Below are 17743 nucleotides of genomic sequence, written 5' to 3' on the forward strand. Positions count from 1 at the left end.
GACAACCCCTTAGAAATAACCCTGACGTTTTTTATCTTCCATCGAGCCTGCACCATCGTGGTCGATGACACGGCCCTGGCGCTCGGAAGTTCGCGTGAGGAGCATTTCCTGAATGATGTCCGTCAGCGTCTCGGCTTCGGACTCCACCGCGCCCGTCAACGGGTAGCAGCCAAGGGTACGGAAACGTACTTTCTTTTTGACGATGCGGGCTTTGTCTTCGTCGGACAGGTGCTCGAGGATGCGGTCGTCGTCGATCATGATCAACGTGCCGTTCTTCTCGATCACTTCGCGTTCGGCGGCGAAGTACAGCGGAACGATCGGGATGCCTTCGAGGTAGATGTACTGCCAGATGTCCAGCTCAGTCCAGTTGGACAGCGGGAACACACGGATCGACTCACCCTTGTTGACGTTGCCGTTGTAGACGTTCCACAGCTCCGGGCGCTGGTTCTTCGGGTCCCAGCGGTGTTTGCTGTCGCGGAACGAGTACACGCGCTCTTTGGCGCGGGATTTCTCTTCATCGCGACGGGCACCGCCGAACGCGGCGTCGAAACCATGCTTATCGAGGGCCTGCTTGAGGCCTTCGGTCTTCATGATGTCGGTGTGCTTGGCGCTGCCGTGGGTGAACGGGTTGATGCCCTGCGCCACACCGTCCGGGTTGACGTGGGTGATCAGGTCCAGGCCCAGTTCTTCGACCATCTTGTCGCGGAACTTGTACATTTCCTGGAATTTCCAGCGGGTGTCGACGTGCATCACCGGGAACGGCAGTTTGCCCGGGAAGAAGGCCTTGCGTGCCAGGTGCAGCATCACGGCGGAGTCTTTACCGATCGAGTAGAGCATCACCGGGTTATCGAACTCGGCGGCGACCTCGCGGATGATGTGGATGCTTTCCGCCTCCAGCTGTTTCAGATGCGTCAGTTTGTCGACCATGGTTACTCACGGAAAAACGATCTTATGGACGGCCAGCGGGCCGTGTTCGAGCGGGGCATGCTAGCACAGCACCTGCTTCTATTCAGGGAGCTGGCTAGATCGAAACGGTATATGAATATACCCCTGAGTTTGGGGTGAAACACGTTCAAGTGTGGGAGGGGGCTTGCCCCCGATAGCTGTGGATCAGTCACTGATGGGTTGAATGACACACCGTAATCGGGGGCAAGCCCCCTCCCACATTTGCTACTCGGAGCTTGTTAAATCGGGTTTGGGCAATCGATAAACAGATGCTCAAGGGCAAAACGCCGCGCAAGGTAATCACCCAAGGCCTGCACACCGTAGCGCTCGGTGGCGTGGTGACCGGCGGCGATGAAGCTGATGTCGTTTTCACGGGCGCTGTGGAAGGTTTGCTCGGACGCTTCGCCACTCAGGAACAAGTCCACGCCAGCGGCAATCCCGTGGTCGATGTAGCCCTGGCCACCGCCGGTGCACCAGCCGACGCGGCGGATCATTTCGCTGCCTTCGATCAGCAGTGGCTCGCGGCCCATGACTTCCTGCACACGACGGGCGAAGTCGCGGGGTGACAAGGGCTCGGCGAGGGAGCCGACCAGGCCGACGATCTTCGGGTTGCTCGGGTCCAGCGGGCCTTCCACGGTGATGTCCAATTGGCGTGCGAGCTGCACGTTGTTGCCGACATCGGGGTGCAGGTCCAACGGCAAGTGATACGCCAGCAGGCTGATGTCGTGCTTGAGCAGGGTTTTCAGGCGACGCTGCTTCATGCCGGTGATGCAGGGGTTTTCGCCCTTCCAGAAGTAGCCGTGGTGCACCAGGATCAAATCGGCCTGGGCCTCGACGGCGGCGTCCAGCAGCGCTTGGCTGGCGGTCACGCCGCTGACGATGCGCATCACCTGTGGACGCCCCTCCACTTGCAGGCCGTTGGGGCAGTAATCGGCAATTTTTGCGCTGCCGAGGTAGCGGTCCGCTTCCTCGACGAGGGTAGTAAGGGGGACGGCCATAAAAGACTCCTAAATATCCCGTTCGAAGGCGCTCGCAGCCTCGTATAATGCGCGACATTATGGGCGCTCTCCCGCCCCCTGCAACCTGTCAGGACTTACTTGATGCTCAAGGCGCTGCGTTTTTTTGGATGGCCATTGTTGGCTGGCGTGCTGATCGCGATGTTGATTATTCAACGTTTCCCCGGGCTGGTGGGTCTGCCCAGCCTGGATGTAAACCTGCAACAAGCCCCGCAAACCAACGCGGTGGTGCAAGGCCCGGTGACCTACGCGGACGCAGTGGTCATCGCCGCCCCTGCCGTGGTCAACCTGTACACCACCAAGGTCATCAACAAACCGGCGCATCCACTGTTTGAAGACCCGCAGTTCCGCCGCTATTTCGGCGACAACGGGCCCAAGCAGCGCCGCATGGAATCCAGTCTGGGTTCCGGGGTGATCATGAGCCCCGAGGGCTACATCCTCACCAACAACCACGTGACCACCGGCGCCGACCAGATTGTGGTGGCCCTGCGTGACGGTCGCGAAACCCTCGCCCGTGTAGTCGGCAGCGACCCGGAAACCGACCTCGCGGTGCTCAAGATCGACCTGAAAAGCCTGCCATCGATCACCATCGGCCGTTCCGAAGGGCTGCGCGTCGGTGATGTGGCATTGGCCATCGGCAACCCGTTTGGCGTAGGCCAGACGGTGACCATGGGCATCATCAGCGCCACCGGGCGTAACCAGCTCGGCCTTAACAGCTATGAAGATTTCATCCAGACCGATGCCGCGATCAACCCCGGCAACTCCGGTGGTGCGCTGGTGGATGCCAACGGCAACCTGACCGGGATCAACACCGCGATTTTCTCCAAGTCCGGCGGCTCCCAGGGCATTGGCTTTGCGATCCCGGTAAAGCTGGCGATGGAAGTGATGAAGTCGATCATCGAACACGGCCAGGTGATTCGCGGCTGGCTGGGGATTGAAGTACAGCCGTTGACCAAGGATCTCGCCGAGTCGTTTGGCCTGACCGGACGCCCAGGCATCGTGGTGGCCGGGATCTTCCGCGACGGCCCGGCGCAGAAAGCTGGCCTGCAACTGGGCGACGTGATCCTGAGCATCGACGGCGAGCCCGCTGGCGATGGTCGCAAGTCGATGAACCAGGTGGCGCGGATCAAGCCAACCGACAAGGTGACGATCCTGGTCATGCGTAACGGCAAAGAGATCAAGCTGTCGGCGGAAATTGGCCTGCGCCCACCACCGGCGCCGGTGAAAGAAGAGGAATAAGCGCTTCGTTCGGGTGCCCGTTCGCGGGCACCTGTAAGGCAATGTTTCAAAGCAATCCATTCTCATTAGACATGTTATATTGTTTCAATATTGCACTTGGAACGCTCTATCATGCCGTCTCGAAGAATCGCCCCCCTGGCTGGCCTGGCCTTGGGTTTATTGCTGGACCCCGCCCTCGCCGAAGAAAACACCGTAGAACTCGACACCATCAGCGTCACCACCGACGCCTATGAATCTGCCTCCGGCCCGGTCAAGGGCTACCGCGCCACTCGTTCTGCCAGCGCGACCAAGACTGACACCGCCCTGCGCGATATCCCACAGTCCATCAGCGTGATTCCTGCCACAGTCCTCAAGGATCTGGGCAGCACCAACGTGGAACGCGCCCTGGAATTTGCGGGCGGCGTGTCCAAGCAAAACAACTTCGGCGGCCTGACCCTGTACGAATACAGCGTGCGCGGCTTCACCACGTCGGAGTTCTATCAGGACGGTTTCAGCGCCAACCGTGGCTACCCGAGTACGCCAGACGCGGCGAATATCGAGCGCATCGAAGTACTCAAAGGCCCCGCCGCCAGCCTGTATGGCCGTGGCGATCCCGGCGGCACGGTGAATATCGTCACCAAGAAGCCCCAGCCCGACGCCTTCACCACCGTGCAAACCAGCGCCGGCAGTTGGGACCGCTATCGCACCGCCCTGGACGTGAACACCCCGCTGGACAGCGAAGGCAACGTACTGTCGCGGGTCAACCTGGCGGTGGAAGACAACCATAGCTTTCGCGATCACGTGCAGAGCAAGCGCGTGTTCGTCGCGCCTTCGTTCAGCTGGCAACTGGACCCGGACACCCACCTGCTGGTGGAAAGCGAATTCGTGCGTCACCGCTCCACCTTCGACCGTGGCATCGTCGATGCCCCCGGCGTCTCGCGCAGAACCTTCCTTGGCGAGCCCAACGACGGCGATATCCGCAACCATAACAACCGCCTCCAGGCCACCCTCGAACATCACCTCAACGATGCCTGGAAACTGCGCCTGGCCAGCCACTACAAACAAGGCAGCCTGTGGGGCGACGCCTCGGAAAACCGCGCACTGAACGCCGACGGCCACACCCTCAACCGTCGCTACCGCGAACGCTCCATGGGTTGGCACGACAGCATCACCCAGCTGGAACTGCGCGGCCTGTTCGACATCGGCAGTTGGCAGCACGAATTGCTGATCGGCACCGAATACGAGGACTACCGCAAGAAGGAGCGCGTGACCGCCATCGCCGGCAGCCCCTACGCCATCGATATCTATAACCCGGTCTACGGCCAACCCAAACCCAACGGCTTGCGCTCCGGCACTGATTTCTTCGAACAGACCAAAAGCCACGCGCTGAACCTGCAAGACCAGATCATCTTCACCGACCGCCTGCGCGGCATGCTGGGTGTACGCTTCGAGCATTTCGACCAAAGCATCGAGGACTACACCGGCGCGCCCAAGAGCCACCAGACCCACGACGCCTTCACCCAACGCGCCGGCCTGCTCTACCAACTCACACCGCAAGTCGGCGTGTTTGCCAACGCCTCCACTTCGTTCAAGCCCAACAGCGGCCTCGACGCCAACAGCAAAGCCTTCAAACCGGAAGAAGGCGTGGGTTATGAAGTGGGGATCAAGACCGAACTGTTCGACGACCGCCTCAGCGCCACCCTCGCTGCATTCCATATCGAGAAAGAAAACGTGCTCACGCTCGACCCGGCCACCAACCTCAACCGTGCCATGGGCAAGGCACGCAGCCAGGGTTTTGACCTGCAACTGACGGGGCAAGTGAACGAGGCCGTACGGGTGATCGGGGCGTTTGCCTACATCGATGCTGAAGTCACCAAGGGCGATACCACACTTCCTGCGGGCAGCCGGATTCTCGGCGTGGCCAAGCGCAGTGGCAGTCTGTTGGGGGTGTATGAGTTTCAGGATGGGGCGTTGCGTGGGTCTGATCTAGGTGCAGCGTTTACGTATGTGGGGGACCGCTCCGGGGAAGCAGGAACGCGCTTCGAGCTACCGGCCTACCATACCGTGGATTTGTTGGCGCATTACAAAGCCACGGAAAACGTCACCGTCGGGCTGAACCTGAACAACCTGTTCGATGAAAAGTATTACGAGCGGTCTTACAGCAGTTATTGGATAAACCCCGGCGAGCCGCGAAACCTCACGGTCAGCCTGACCCTAAACCTGTAAACACGGTCAAAAAAAATGTGGGAGGGGCGGTGCGACGGTTCGACTTGCCCCCGATGGCGGTGTGTCAGTCAGTTTATCTGTAGCTGACCCACTGCAATCGGGGGCAAGTCGAACCGTCGCACCGCCCCTCCCACATTTTGATCTTCACTGAATCGAGGCTTTTTCACACAAGGTATTGAGCGCCACCGCCCACTGCGGCTCATCATTCAAACACGGCACCAGCACCAACTCCTCGCCCCCCGCTTCACGGAATTGCTCCGACCCGCGATCACCGATCTCTTCCAGCGTCTCGATGCAATCGGCGACAAACGCCGGGCACATCACCAGCAACTTCTTCACACCTTGCTGAGCGAGCGCTTCCAGGCGTGCTTCGGTATAGGGTTCGATCCACTTCGCCCGGCCCAGGCGCGATTGGAACGCCACCGACCACTTGTCCTCCGGCAAGCCCATGCGCGCGGCAAAGTCACGCGCCACGCTGAAACACTGGCCGCGATAACACGTGGCGCGCACTTCGGGCGATGCGTTCACACAGCAATCCGTCGCACCGTCAAACGTGTGCCCAGGGTTGAGCTTTTGCAGGTGGCGTTCCGGCAGGCCATGGAAGCTGAACAGGAGGTGATCGTAGTCCTGCTGCAAATGCGGTTTGGCGCTGGCCACCAGGGCGTCGAGGTATTCGGGTTGATCGTAGAACGGTTGCAGGGTGGCAAATTGCAGGTCGAGCTTGTTGTCGCGCACGACCCGCCGTGCTTCTTCCACGACGGTGGTCACAGTGCTGTCGGCAAACTGCGGATACAACGGCGCCAACGTGACCTTGCGAATACCCTGGGCGGCGAGACGGGTCAGCACGCTTTCAATGGACGGCTCGCCGTAGCGCATTGCCAATTCCACCGGGCCGTGTTTCCACTGCGACATCATTTGCTGTTGCAGACGGCGGCTGAGCACCACCAACGGTGAGCCTTCATCCCACCAGATGGACGCATAGGCATGGGCCGACTGCTCGGGACGCTTGATCAAAATCAGCGACACCAGCAAACGCCGCACCGGCCATGGCAGGTCGATCACATAAGGGTCCATCAGGAACTGATTGAGGTAGCTGCGCACATCGGCCACCGAAGTGGACGCCGGTGAACCCAGGTTGACCAGTAACAACGCGTGATCCGTCATGCAACATCCTATCTCTAGAGGCGGCTGGACAAATCGTCCAGAGCCGCACGCAACTCAGTGAACTGGAAAGTGAAACCCGCAGCCAGCAACCGCTCCGGCTGCGCCTTCTGCCCGCCCAATAGCAAGCCGGACAACTCACCCAGCCCCACCTTCAACACAAAGGCCGGCAGCGGCATGAACGCCGGGCGGTGCAGCACCTGGCCCAACGTCTTGGCAAACTCGCGATTACGCACCGGGTGCGGCGCGCAGGCATTATAAGGACCGCTGGCGTTTGGCTGGTGCAGAAGAAAATCAATCAGGGCGATTTGATCCTTGATATGCACCCACGGCATCCACTGCCGACCATTGCCGATAGGCCCGCCTAGCGCCAGTTTGAACGGCAGCAACAGCCGCGACAAAAAGCCGCCCTCCGCTGCCAATACCAGGCCGGTACGCACCAGCACCACGCGGATGCCCAGCGCTTCGGCGCGCTGGGCGGTTTCTTCCCAGGCGATGCACAGTTGGCTGGGGAAGTCGTCCTGCACCGGGCCGCTGGCTTCGGTCAATTCACGCTCGCCGCCGTCGCCGTACCAACCCACCGCCGAACCGGAAATCAACACCGCGGGTTTACGCTCCAAACCGTCGAGCCACGCCAACAGGGTTTCGGTGAGGCTGATGCGACTGCTCCACAACAATGCCTTGCGCTTGTGGGTCCAGGGGCGGTCTGCAATGGGGGCGCCCGCCAGGTTAATGACCGCGTCCACCGAGCCGATAACCTGTTGTAGGCGGTCGACTCCTGACACCTGAGCGCCGCATACCTTGGCGACCTGTTCCGGGTGACGGGTCCACACGGTCAGGCGATGGCCCTGCGCGAGCCAGTGTTGGCACAGTTGACGGCCGATCAAGCCCGTACCGCCGGTCAGCAAAATATGCATGGGACGTTCCTCATGTAACGTTCGCCGCCCGTCACTGGTCTATTTTATAAACAGGGACAAATTTTGTTACTCGGCGTCACGTTGGTTTGGACCTCTGCCTTAACCATAGGTCACGCCGTTAGAACAGGTAAGCCAAAACTTATACCAAAAAACAACATTGTACAGCTATTGGTGTCCGCGTAGTCTGTACTCAACGGATAAACGAGGCGTCCCATGACTGTTCCCATCGCGATCATCGGCACCGGCATCGCCGGTCTCTCCGCCGCCCGAGCGTTACGAGACGCGGGGCATGTTGTACAACTCTTCGATAAAAGCCGCGGCAGTGGTGGCCGCATGTCCAGCAAGCGCAGCGATGCCGGCTCCCTGGACATGGGCGCGCAGTACTTCACCGCCCGCGACCGGCGCTTCGTCAACGAAGTGCAACGCTGGCAAAGCAACGGTTGGGCCGAGCAATGGAAGCCCCAGTTGTACAACTTCAAGTCCGGCCAGCTTACGCCCTCCCCCGATGAACAAATCCGCTGGGTCGGCACCCCGCGCATGAGCGCCATCACTCGCGCCCTGCTGGATGACCTGCCGGTGCAGTTCGGTTGCCGTATCACCGAGGTGTTCCAAGGCACCCACCACTGGAACCTGCTGGACGCCGACGGCGAAAACCATGGCCCATTCAGCCACGTCATCATCGCCACCCCGGCGCCCCAAGCCACCGCGCTGCTGGCTGCCGCGCCCAAGCTGGCGAGTGCCGCCGCCGGCGTGAAGATGGACCCCACCTGGGCCATCGCCCTGGCGTTTGATAAACCCCTGGATACGCCGATGGAAGGCTGCTTCGTACAAGACAGCCCCCTCGACTGGCTCGCACGCAATCGCAGCAAACCGGGGCGCGACACCACCCTCGACACCTGGGTGCTGCATGCCACCAGCGCGTGGAGCAAGGCCCACCTGGACCTGCCCAAAGAAGCGGTGATCGAACACCTGCACGGCGCATTTGCCGAGTTGCTGCACAGCGCCATGCCCGCGCCGTCGTTCAGCCTGGCGCACCGCTGGCTGTATGCACGACCGTCCGCCAGTCACGAATTCGCCGTGCTGGCTGATGCGGATCTGGGCCTGTATGTGTGTGGCGACTGGTGCTTGTCGGGCCGCGTGGAAGGCGCATGGCTCAGTGGCCAGGAGGCCGCGCGACGCTTGATTGAGCACCTTTAAAAAACCTGTACAAAAAAATTGACTTGTACAGTATCAAACCTATGATGAGATTAGTTGTACAAACTTACGTGTTTGTATAGGAATCTCACAGAGGTTGGCTTATGCCTGGCATCACCAAGCCAAAAATCGCAGTCAGCGCCTGCCTGCTCGGCGAGAACGTGCGCTTCAACGGCGGCCATAAACAATCGTTGCTGTGCAGCCAGACCCTCGCCGACTACTTCGAATTTGTGCCGCTGTGCCCGGAAGTCGCCATTGGCCTGGGCATTCCCCGCGAACCGATCCGCCTGGTGGGCGACCCCGCCCACCCGCAAGCCGTCGGCACCGTGCACCGCGAACTTAACGTCACCCAGCCGCTGGACGACTACGGCCAGCAAATGGCCGAGGAACACACCGACCTGTGCGGCTACATCTTTATGCAGAAGTCACCGTCCTGCGGGCTGGAGCGGGTCAAGGTGTACCGCGACAACGGCACCCCGGTAGACGGCGGCGGGCGCGGTATTTATGCCCAGGCCTTTTGCGCGCGCCACCCCAACCTGCCGGTGGAAGAAGATGGTCGACTGCATGACCCGGTACTGCGGGAAAACTTCCTGACCCGCGTGTTCGTCTACGCCGACTGGCAGCGGTTAATGGCCGAGGGGCTGAGCCGTTATTGCTTGCTGGCCTTTCACTCGCGCTACAAATACCTGCTGATGGCCCACAGCCCCGCGCACTACAAAAGCCTCGGCCACTTGCTGGGCAGTATGGGCAAGGGCATCGACCTCAACGACTTGGCCTCCCGCTACTTCAGCGAACTGATGACCGGCCTGAGCAAATGCGCCACCCGTGGCACCCACACCAACGTGCTGCAACACATCAGCGGCTACCTCAAGCAAGTCATCAGCGCCGATGACAAACAGGAAATGCAGACCGTCATCGGCCAGTACCGCCACGGCATCGTGCCGTTGGTGGTGCCGCTGACCTTGCTCAAACACCACTTTCGCCAACACCCGGACCGCTACATCGCGCAGCAGGCCTACCTGCAACCGCACCCGGAAAATCTCAGCCTGCGAAATGCGATCTAATTCATGAAAGCTGCCCTGCAAGAAGACCTCACCCAAGCCATCGAAGACGGCTGGCTGCCCATCCGCGAAGTGGCGCGCCAGACGGGCGTCAACGCCGTGACCCTGCGCGCCTGGGAACGTCGCTATGGCCTGATCGTGCCCCAGCGCACGCCCAAGGGCCATCGCCTGTTCAACGCCGAACATGTACAACGCATCCACACCATTCTCACTTGGCTCAATCGCGGCGTGCCGGTGAGCCAGGTCAAAAGCCTGATCGACTCCGCCCTGAGCGTCCCCGATGTCGTTGAGAGTGAATGGCACAGCCTGCGCCAGAACCTGGTGCAGGCCATCAGCGAACTGAACGAGCGACGGGTCGACGACACCTTCAACCAGGCCATGGCCCTGTACCCGCCGCGCACCTTGTGCGAGCAACTGCTGTTGCCGTTGCTGCGGGAGTTGGAGCAGCGCTGGCAAGGCCAGTTCGGCGCGCAGATGGAACGGGTGTTTTTCCTGTCATGGCTGCGCAGTAAATTCGGCGCACGCATCTATCACAACAATCGCCAATTGCAGGGTGCGCCGCTGTTGCTGGTGAATCAGTCCGACCTGCCAATGGAGCCGCACCTGTGGCTCAGCGCGTGGCTGGCCAGCAGCGCCGATAGCCCGGTGGAAGTCTTCGACTGGCCACTGCCGGCCGGTGAATTGGCCCTGGCGGTGGAACACCTGAAACCACGCGCCGTGCTGTTGTATTCCAGCAAGGCGCTCCACCTGTCGGCATTCGCAAAACTTCTGGGCGGCGTCAGTTGCCCAAAGTTGATCGTCGGACCAACGGTATGCATCCACCAGGCCGAGTTGGCCGTATTAACCCGTGACACTCCTGAATTGTTCGTGGCCGAAGATCCACTGTCGGCCCACCAGCTACTGATCCAGCGTGGACTTGTTTAAATGCATTTGATCTGGCTGCGCACCGACTTGCGCCTGCACGACAACACCGCCCTCGCCGCCGCCTGCCAGCGCGGCCCGACTGTGGCAGTGTTCCTGCTCACGCCCGAACAGTGGCTGGCCCATGATGATGCGCCGTGCAAAGTGGATTTCTGGCTGCGCAACCTTAAAGAACTGAGCACTGCACTCGGCAAGCTGAATATCCCGTTGCAGATCCACTCTGCGCCGACCTGGGACCAGGCACCCGCCGTCTTGAGCCAGCTGTGCCGTGAGTTGTCAGTGGAGTCGGTGCACGTCAACGAGGAATACGGCATCCACGAAAGCCGACGCGATGCGGCGGTGTCCAAGGCGCTGGACGCCGACGGCGTGAGCTTCCACAGCTACCTGGACCAATTGTTTTTCCAACCCGGCAGCGTGCTGACCAAGACCGGCACGTATTTCCAGGTGTTCAGCCAGTTCCGCAAGGTCTGCTACACGCGCTTGCACAGCAGCCTGCCGCGCCTGGTGGCGACGCCTAAAGCCCAGGCCAAACTCCCGCTCAAAAGCGATCCGGTCCCACACACGGTTGACGGTTTCGAGCCACCCAGCGATACGCTGCGCGCCCTCTGGCCAGCCGGCGAAGAGGAAGCCCGTCGTCGCCTCGATGGGTTTGCCGACCAGCAGATCAGCTACTACAAGGATGAGCGCGACTTCCCCGCCAAACCCGGCACCAGTCAGCTTTCGGCCTACCTGGCTGCCGGCGTGGTATCGCCGCGCCAGTGCCTGCATGCCGCACTGCAAACCAACCAGGGGGAGTTTGAAAGCGGCGACATGGGCGCCATCACTTGGATCAACGAGCTGCTCTGGCGCGAGTTCTACAAACACATTCTGGTGGGTTACCCACGAGTTTCTCGCCACCGTGCATTTCGCCCCGAAACCGAGGCAGTCGCCTGGCGCAATGCGCCAAAGGAGCTTGCCGCCTGGCAAGAGGCGCGCACCGGCCTGCCGATCATTGACGCGGCCATGCGCCAACTGCTCGAAACCGGCTGGATGCATAACCGCCTGCGCATGGTGGTGGCGATGTTCCTCACCAAAAACCTGCTGATCGACTGGCGTGAAGGCGAGCGTTTCTTTATGCGCCACCTGATCGACGGTGACCTGGCCGCCAACAACGGCGGCTGGCAGTGGAGTTCTTCCACCGGCACCGACTCGGCACCCTACTTCCGGATTTTCAGCCCGCTGAGCCAGTCCGAGAAATTCGACAGCGAAGGGGTGTTTATCAAGCACTGGCTACCGGAACTGGCGGCACTCAATAAAAAAGAAGTGCACAACCCCGAAACGGTTGGCGGCCTGTTCGGCGTGGCCGATTACCCGCGCGCCATCGTTGACCTGAAAAAATCCCGCGAGCGTGCGTTGGCGGCTTTCCGCAGCCTGCCCTCACGCCAAGCCATGGGAGGCGACAATGAGTGACGTAGCCCCTCGTCGTTATTGGCTGACCGGCGCCAGCAGTGGCATCGGTGCGGCACTGGCGATCGAACTGCTCGAGAGCGGCGCTCACGTCGCCGTCAGCTCGCGCACCAAAGCGCCGCTGGAGACCCTCGCCGAACACTATCCAGGGCAAGTGCTGGTAGTGACGGGCGACTTGACCGACAGCCAGACCGTACGCGAAATCGGCGAACACATCGGCGCGGCCTGGGGCGCGGTGGACACGGTGATCCTCAATGCCGGCACCTGTGAATACGTGGATGCGCGGCAGTTCGATGCCTCCATCATCGAGCACGTGGTGCGCACCAACTTGCTGGCCAGCAGTTACTGCATCGAAGCCGCCCTGCCGCTGTTGCGGGCAGGGCAAACGCCGCACCTGGTGGGCGTTGCCAGCGCCGTGACCTACCTGCCGATGCCACGCGCCGAAGCGTATGGCGCGTCCAAGGCTGGTTTGCGTTACCTGTTCGAATCGTTGCGCATCAGCCTGTCGCCGGAAAATATCGACGTCACCGTGGTCAGCCCAGGCTTTGTCGATACGCCGCTGACCGAGCGTAACGACTTCCCCATGCCCCTGAGCTGGCCGGCGGACAAAGCCGCGCGGCACATCTTCGCCAAGCTGGAAAAACGCCCGCTGGAAATCGCCTTTCCGGCGCTGTTTATCGCCACGTTGTGGCCACTGTCGAAATTGCCCAACCGCGCCCAACTGGCCATTGGCAAACGCATGCTGCGCAGCCCACCGCCGAAGAAGGACACGCCGTGAAGATCGCCATTATCGGCAGCGGTATCGCCGGGTTGACCAGCGCCTACCTGCTTAGCCGCCGGCATGAAATCACGCTGTTCGAGGCGGGCGACCGTATTGGTGGGCATACCCACACGGTCAACGTCACCGTCGAAGGTGAACGCTACGCGGTGGACACCGGTTTTATCGTGTTCAACGACTGGACCTATCCCAACTTTATTCGCTTGCTGGAGCAGATCGGGGTCACGTTCAAACCCACCGAAATGAGCTTTTCGGTATGCGATGAACGCACGGGGCTCGAGTACAACGGCAACAACCTCAACAGCCTGTTTGCCCAGCGCCGCAATATTCTGTCGCCAGGGTTTTGGGGCATGTTGCGCGATATCCTGCGCTTCAATCGCCAGGCGCCGCTGGACCTGCAAGAGCAACGGATCAGCGCCGAGATGACCCTGGGTGAATACCTGGAGACCGGGGGTTATGGCCCGCGGTTTGTGCTGCATTACATCGTGCCGATGGGCTCGGCGATCTGGTCGATGTCCCAAGCCGAGATGCTCGCGTTCCCACTGCAATTCTTTGTGCGGTTTTTCAAGAACCACGGCTTACTCTCGGTGAACAACCGCCCGCAGTGGTGTGTGATCGAAGGCGGTTCCAGTCGCTATATCGAACCGCTGACCCGCCGCTTTCGCGAGCATATTCGCCTCGATTGCCCGGTCCATCTGGTTGAGCGCGACGCCGAAGGCGTTGTTATCCACAGCGCCAGGGGCACCGAAGCATTCGACAAGGTGGTTTTCGCCTGCCACAGCGACCAGGCCCTGGCCTTGCTGGGTGACCCGAGTCAGGCAGAGCAAGAGATCCTCGGCGCCCTGCCCTACGCCGACAATGACGTGGTGCTGCACACCGACACCCGCCTGCTGCCCGAGCGCAAACTGGCCTGGGCCAGTTGGAACTACCGGCTCAGCGGCAATACGCAGAGCCAGGCGGCGGTGACCTATGACATGAACATCCTGCAAGGCATCGACAGCCCCACCACGTTTTGCGTGAGCCTCAACCAGACGTCGATGATCAACCCGCTGAAAGTCCTCGCCCGCTACACCTACGCGCACCCGCAATACAGCCTGGCCGCGGTGGCGGCACAAGCGCGTCGGGATGAAATCTCCGGCGTACGCCATACCTTCTATTGCGGCGCCTACTGGGCCAACGGTTTTCACGAGGACGGCGTGGTCAGTGCGCTGCACGTGGCGCAAGCCTTCGGAGAAACCCTGTGAACAGCGCCCTGTACAGCGGCTGGATCGCCCATCGCCGGTTTGCGCCCAAGGCCCACGCCTTTCGCTACCGCATCGGCCTGCTGTACCTGGATTTAAGCGAAGAACACGACGTGCTGGGGCTGTCGCCCTTGGCCGGGCGCAGCCGGTTTGCGCCCTTCGGTTTTCGCCAGCAGGACTACCTGCGTGAATTGACGCGTAACGGCATGAGCTTGAGCGATGCCGTACGCCAGGAAGTCGGCAAGGCACTGGGGCGTACACCCCGGGGCGTTATCTGCCTACTGACCCAGGCCCGCAGTTGGGGCCTGGCTTTTAACCCTGTGAGTTTCTTCTACTGTTTCGAGGCCGACGGACAATTGGCCGCGATCCTGTGCGAAGTGACCAACACCCCATGGCGCGAGCGCTATCACTACGTGCTACCGGCCCAGTCCCTGGGCGCGGATGAGCATCAGCATTTCGCCGTGGCCAAGGCATTCCATGTGTCGCCGTTCCTGCCCCGCGACCTGGAATACCGCATGAGCTTCAGCCCACCCACCGCCAGACTCGGCGTGCATATGGCCGACTGGCAGGGCCCGCTGAAAGTCTTCGATGCCACCTTGAACCTGCAAAAACAACCCCTGACCCGCGCCAGCCTGCATCGCTACCTGTGGCGCTTTCCCTGGATGACCGCCAAGACCTGCTTGGCAATCTACTGGCAGGCCCTGCGCCTGTTGCTCAAACGCACGCCGATTTTTCCCCATCAGACCGCCGATGGCGCCGCTCGCACCGCAGTCGGGTATACCAAGGATCGCCGCCATGAAAACCCCTAGTTTATCGGTCAAGGCCAATCGCCTTAACATCAACGGCATGACCAGTGCACTGCTGCGCAAGGCCGTGCTGCGTCAACTCAGCCAACTGCGCCATGGCCAGTTGGTGGTGATCGAGGACGGAGAGCGCCGGGTCTTCGGCGCACGGGAAGCGCACCTGCTGGGGGAAATCCAGATCCTTGATCCGGCGGTGTGGGGCCTGGTGGCCGCCAGCGGTTCCATCGGCGCGGGCGAGGCGTTTATCCACGGTTATTGGAGCAGTCCGGACCTGACCGCGGTGGTGCGTGTGATGGTCAGCAACCTGGACGTGCTCGACGCCATGGAAGGCGGCCTCGCGCGCCTGGCCCGGCCGCTCACCCAGGGCCTGCATTGGCTCAACCGCAACACGCGCAAAGGCTCACAGAAAAACATCGCCGCCCACTATGACCTGGGCAACGACCTGTTCGAGCAATTTCTCGACCCGACCATGATGTATTCGGCGGCGCAATTCCTGACCACCGATGACACGCTGGAACAGGCGCAACTGAACAAGCTGGAGCGCATCTGCCAGAAACTGGCGCTCACCCCCGACGACCACCTGCTGGAAATCGGCACCGGCTGGGGCAGCATGGCGCTGTATGCCGCGCAGCACTATGGGTGCAAGGTCACCACCACGACCTTGTCCAAAGAACAGTTCGCCTATACCGAGAAACGCGTTGAAGCCTTGGGCTTGCAGAGCCAGGTCACCTTGCTGTTACAGGACTACCGCGACCTCAGCGGCCAGTACGACAAGCTGGTGTCCATCGAGATGATCGAAGCCGTGGGCCATCGCTTCTTGCCGACCTACTTCAAGCAATGCGCGCACCTGCTCAAGGACAATGGCCTGATGTTGCTGCAAGCCATCACCATTCGCGATCAACGTTATGAACAGGCCAAGCACAACGTCGACTTTATCCAGCGCTATATCTTCCCCGGCGGCGCGTTGCCCTGTGTGCAAAAAATGCTGGAGATCGTCAGCCGCGACACCGACATGAACCTGCTGCACATGGAGGATTTCGGCCTGCACTACGCGCGCACCCTGCGCCTGTGGCACGAGAACTTCCGGCGCGCCCATGGCCGTCTTGGGGAGTTGGGCTACGATGAGTACTTCCTACGGTTGTGGGAGTTTTACCTGTGCTACTGCGAAGGTGGATTCATGGAACGCACCATTGGTACCGCGCAACTGCTGCTGGCCAAACCCGCCGCGCTCAACCCTCCTTTACTCGGGCGCTTCAGTGCTTAAATCGCTGGCCAATGCCGTGCTGTTCCAGTGCGGCTGGTGGGCCTGTGTGCTCGGTGGCAATAGCCGATGGCTGCTGGTGGGGTTGGCCGTGCTGGCCGTGCACCTGCTGTGGATAAGTGCCTGGTCCAGGGAAGGCCAAGTGATCCTCGCCGTGACGCTGTTGGGGACCGTGGTCGATACGTCATTACGTACCTTCGGCGTGTTCCATTTCAGCATGCCAGGCCCGCTGATTCCGTTTTGGCTGATCCTGCTGTGGGCATTGTTGGCGACCACGTTGCGCCACTGCCTGGCCTGGAGCGCGCGGCCCTGGTGGCGATCCAGCCTATTGGGCGCGGTGGGCGGGCCGTTGTCGTATTACGCGGGCAGCCAGTTGGCCGGGGTGAGTTTCGGCTACGGCACGCCGGCGACCCTGATCGGTCTGGCGTTGCTCTGGGCGATACTGTTTCCCCTGCTGCATTGGATCGCCGAGCAATTGGGGCATTGACGTCCGTCAGCGCTTTATCCGCTTGCCACCGGCTTGCCTTACACTGCGCGCCTATGACCAACATCCCCCACACCCAAATCACCGAACCCGCCGTCACCTGCTCAACGTGCGCTGCCTGCTGCTGCCAGTTGGAAGTGATGTTGATCACCGACACCGGCGTGCCCGAACGCTACATCGACACCGACGATTGGGGCGGCGAAGTGATGCTGCGTCTGGACGATGGCTGGTGCGCCGCGCTGGATCGGGACACGATGATGTGCACGATCTACGAGCGACGGCCGCTGATCTGCCGGGAGTTCGAGATGGGGGCGCCGGAGTGTTTGGAGGAGCGGCAGGGGATTGCAACGGCGTATCGCTGATCGTCAGATGAGTGGAGATTCTAATGTGGGAGGGGGCTTGCCCCCGATTGCAGTGTGTCAGTCTCAGATGTGCTGACTGAAACACCGCCATCGGGGGCAAGCCCCCTCCCACATTGGATTTGCGATGTTATAAGGGCAGTGTGTAATGCAGCGAATAGCTCTCTACCCCATCGTTATTGCTGCTAATACCCGCATTGGAATAGTGCGTCGCCCGAATCCCCACTTCATGCCCACCGGCAAAGCGCAGACCAAAGCCCAAGCGGTCTTCGAACTGAAAGGCCTGGCCGATGTTGTTGTCCTCGACTTTGGTACGCGAGAACACCGCCACACCAATCCCCGCCTCGATGTACGGCTTGACCTTCTCCCCGGCAAACTCATACACAAACACCGGCGAGAACGACAGGCTGCTCACGCTGGAGCGCTTGTCACCGTCCCAATAGGTGTAGGCGCCGCTCCAATAGCCGGTCAGGCGACCGGTATCGCTCTGCCACCAGCTTTTATCCCAATCCGACGTCAGCCCCAGTCGATAGGTCATGGTCGAATCACTGGTGCTCCCCACCCCCAATTCCAGGCCAGCGGCCTGGGCTGAAACAGAGTGTCCTACCACTGCGGCCGCAATCGCAGCCAAACAGAACAAGCGCTTCATAAGAAACATCCTTTCCGAACGAAGTTATATGGTTTTGTACAAGCTAACTCGGTATAGAAGCTG

Annotated in this window: 17 protein-coding genes; 12 read left to right on the top strand and 5 right to left on the bottom strand. The window is 61.0% G+C overall.

What is annotated here, in order from left to right; genetic code table 11:
* Window positions 1–9 precede the first annotated feature (9 nt).
* Both cysD and DYL61_RS05870 read right to left on the bottom strand, forming a co-directional pair.
* Entirely contained in the window at window positions 10–927 is a 918-nt protein-coding gene (gene cysD, locus DYL61_RS05865; protein WP_005784641.1) for a sulfate adenylyltransferase subunit CysD, read from the bottom strand.
* A gap of 257 nt (window positions 928–1184) precedes the next feature.
* A complete protein-coding gene (locus DYL61_RS05870; protein ID WP_135307578.1) occupies window positions 1185–1943 on the bottom strand; it encodes a Nif3-like dinuclear metal center hexameric protein in 759 nt (252 codons plus the stop codon).
* 102 nt (window positions 1944–2045) lie between these two features.
* On the opposite strand from DYL61_RS05870, the gene algW reads away from it, so the two are divergent.
* Together algW and DYL61_RS05880 are read left to right on the top strand one after the other, a co-directional pair.
* Window positions 2046–3200, top strand: a complete 1155-nt coding sequence (gene algW, locus DYL61_RS05875) for a Do family serine endopeptidase AlgW (RefSeq protein WP_135307579.1) — start codon at window positions 2046–2048, stop codon at window positions 3198–3200.
* A 111-nt stretch (window positions 3201–3311) separates the two neighbouring features.
* Window positions 3312–5405, top strand: coding sequence for a TonB-dependent siderophore receptor (locus DYL61_RS05880; protein WP_135307580.1), 2094 nt, complete (start codon window positions 3312–3314; stop codon window positions 5403–5405).
* A 144-nt stretch (window positions 5406–5549) separates the two neighbouring features.
* On the opposite strand, the gene hemH is transcribed toward DYL61_RS05880, so the two are convergent.
* Together hemH and DYL61_RS05890 are read right to left on the bottom strand one after the other, a co-directional pair.
* Window positions 5550–6569 (bottom strand): ferrochelatase, encoded by a 1020-nt coding sequence (hemH, locus tag DYL61_RS05885; RefSeq protein WP_135307581.1) that lies wholly within the window; start codon window positions 6567–6569, stop codon window positions 5550–5552.
* Between the two features lie 14 nt (window positions 6570–6583).
* Window positions 6584–7483, bottom strand: coding sequence for a TIGR01777 family oxidoreductase (locus tag DYL61_RS05890; RefSeq protein WP_135307582.1), 900 nt, complete (start codon window positions 7481–7483; stop codon window positions 6584–6586).
* 213 nt (window positions 7484–7696) lie between these two features.
* On the opposite strand from DYL61_RS05890, the gene DYL61_RS05895 reads away from it, so the two are divergent.
* From DYL61_RS05895 to DYL61_RS05940, 10 genes are all read left to right on the top strand, one after another.
* Complete coding sequence (locus DYL61_RS05895; protein WP_135307583.1) at window positions 7697–8680, top strand: NAD(P)/FAD-dependent oxidoreductase; 984 nt, start codon at window positions 7697–7699, stop codon at window positions 8678–8680.
* Window positions 8681–8781: 101 nt separating this feature from the next.
* Complete coding sequence (locus tag DYL61_RS05900; protein ID WP_135307584.1) at window positions 8782–9741, top strand: YbgA family protein; 960 nt, start codon at window positions 8782–8784, stop codon at window positions 9739–9741.
* 3 nt (window positions 9742–9744) lie between these two features.
* Complete coding sequence (locus tag DYL61_RS05905; RefSeq protein ID WP_135307585.1) at window positions 9745–10662, top strand: MerR family transcriptional regulator; 918 nt, start codon at window positions 9745–9747, stop codon at window positions 10660–10662.
* Window positions 10663–12108, top strand: a complete 1446-nt coding sequence (gene phrB, locus DYL61_RS05910; RefSeq protein WP_135307586.1) for a deoxyribodipyrimidine photo-lyase — start codon at window positions 10663–10665, stop codon at window positions 12106–12108.
* Window positions 12101–12883, top strand: coding sequence for an SDR family NAD(P)-dependent oxidoreductase (locus DYL61_RS05915; RefSeq protein ID WP_135307587.1), 783 nt, complete (start codon window positions 12101–12103; stop codon window positions 12881–12883). The genes phrB and DYL61_RS05915 overlap by 8 nt, the downstream gene beginning before the upstream one ends.
* Window positions 12880–14127, top strand: a complete 1248-nt coding sequence (locus DYL61_RS05920) for an NAD(P)/FAD-dependent oxidoreductase (protein WP_135307588.1) — start codon at window positions 12880–12882, stop codon at window positions 14125–14127. Before DYL61_RS05915 ends, DYL61_RS05920 begins: the two co-directional genes overlap by 4 nt.
* Window positions 14124–14933, top strand: coding sequence for a DUF1365 domain-containing protein (locus DYL61_RS05925; RefSeq protein WP_135307589.1), 810 nt, complete (start codon window positions 14124–14126; stop codon window positions 14931–14933). The genes DYL61_RS05920 and DYL61_RS05925 overlap by 4 nt, the downstream gene beginning before the upstream one ends.
* The gene (locus DYL61_RS05930; RefSeq protein WP_135307590.1) at window positions 14920–16191 is read left to right on the top strand and encodes an SAM-dependent methyltransferase; all 1272 of its coding nucleotides are present in this window, start codon (window positions 14920–14922) and stop codon (window positions 16189–16191) included. The genes DYL61_RS05925 and DYL61_RS05930 overlap by 14 nt, the downstream gene beginning before the upstream one ends.
* Window positions 16184–16675: a DUF2878 domain-containing protein gene (locus DYL61_RS05935; protein ID WP_135307591.1), complete on the top strand. Its 492-nt coding sequence runs from the start codon at window positions 16184–16186 to the stop codon at window positions 16673–16675. Before DYL61_RS05930 ends, DYL61_RS05935 begins: the two co-directional genes overlap by 8 nt.
* Window positions 16676–16728: 53 nt before the next feature.
* Window positions 16729–17034, top strand: a complete 306-nt coding sequence (locus DYL61_RS05940) for a YkgJ family cysteine cluster protein (protein ID WP_056859129.1) — start codon at window positions 16729–16731, stop codon at window positions 17032–17034.
* 127 nt (window positions 17035–17161) lie between these two features.
* Here the strand turns inward: DYL61_RS05940 and DYL61_RS05945 are convergent, their stop codons facing one another.
* The gene (locus DYL61_RS05945) at window positions 17162–17680 is read right to left on the bottom strand and encodes an acyloxyacyl hydrolase (RefSeq protein WP_105697470.1); all 519 of its coding nucleotides are present in this window, start codon (window positions 17678–17680) and stop codon (window positions 17162–17164) included.
* Window positions 17681–17743: the final 63 nt, after the last annotated feature.

Origin of the sequence: Pseudomonas nabeulensis (assembly GCF_004682045.1) — a bacterium.
Taxonomy (GTDB): Bacteria; Pseudomonadota; Gammaproteobacteria; order Pseudomonadales; family Pseudomonadaceae; genus Aquipseudomonas; species Aquipseudomonas nabeulensis.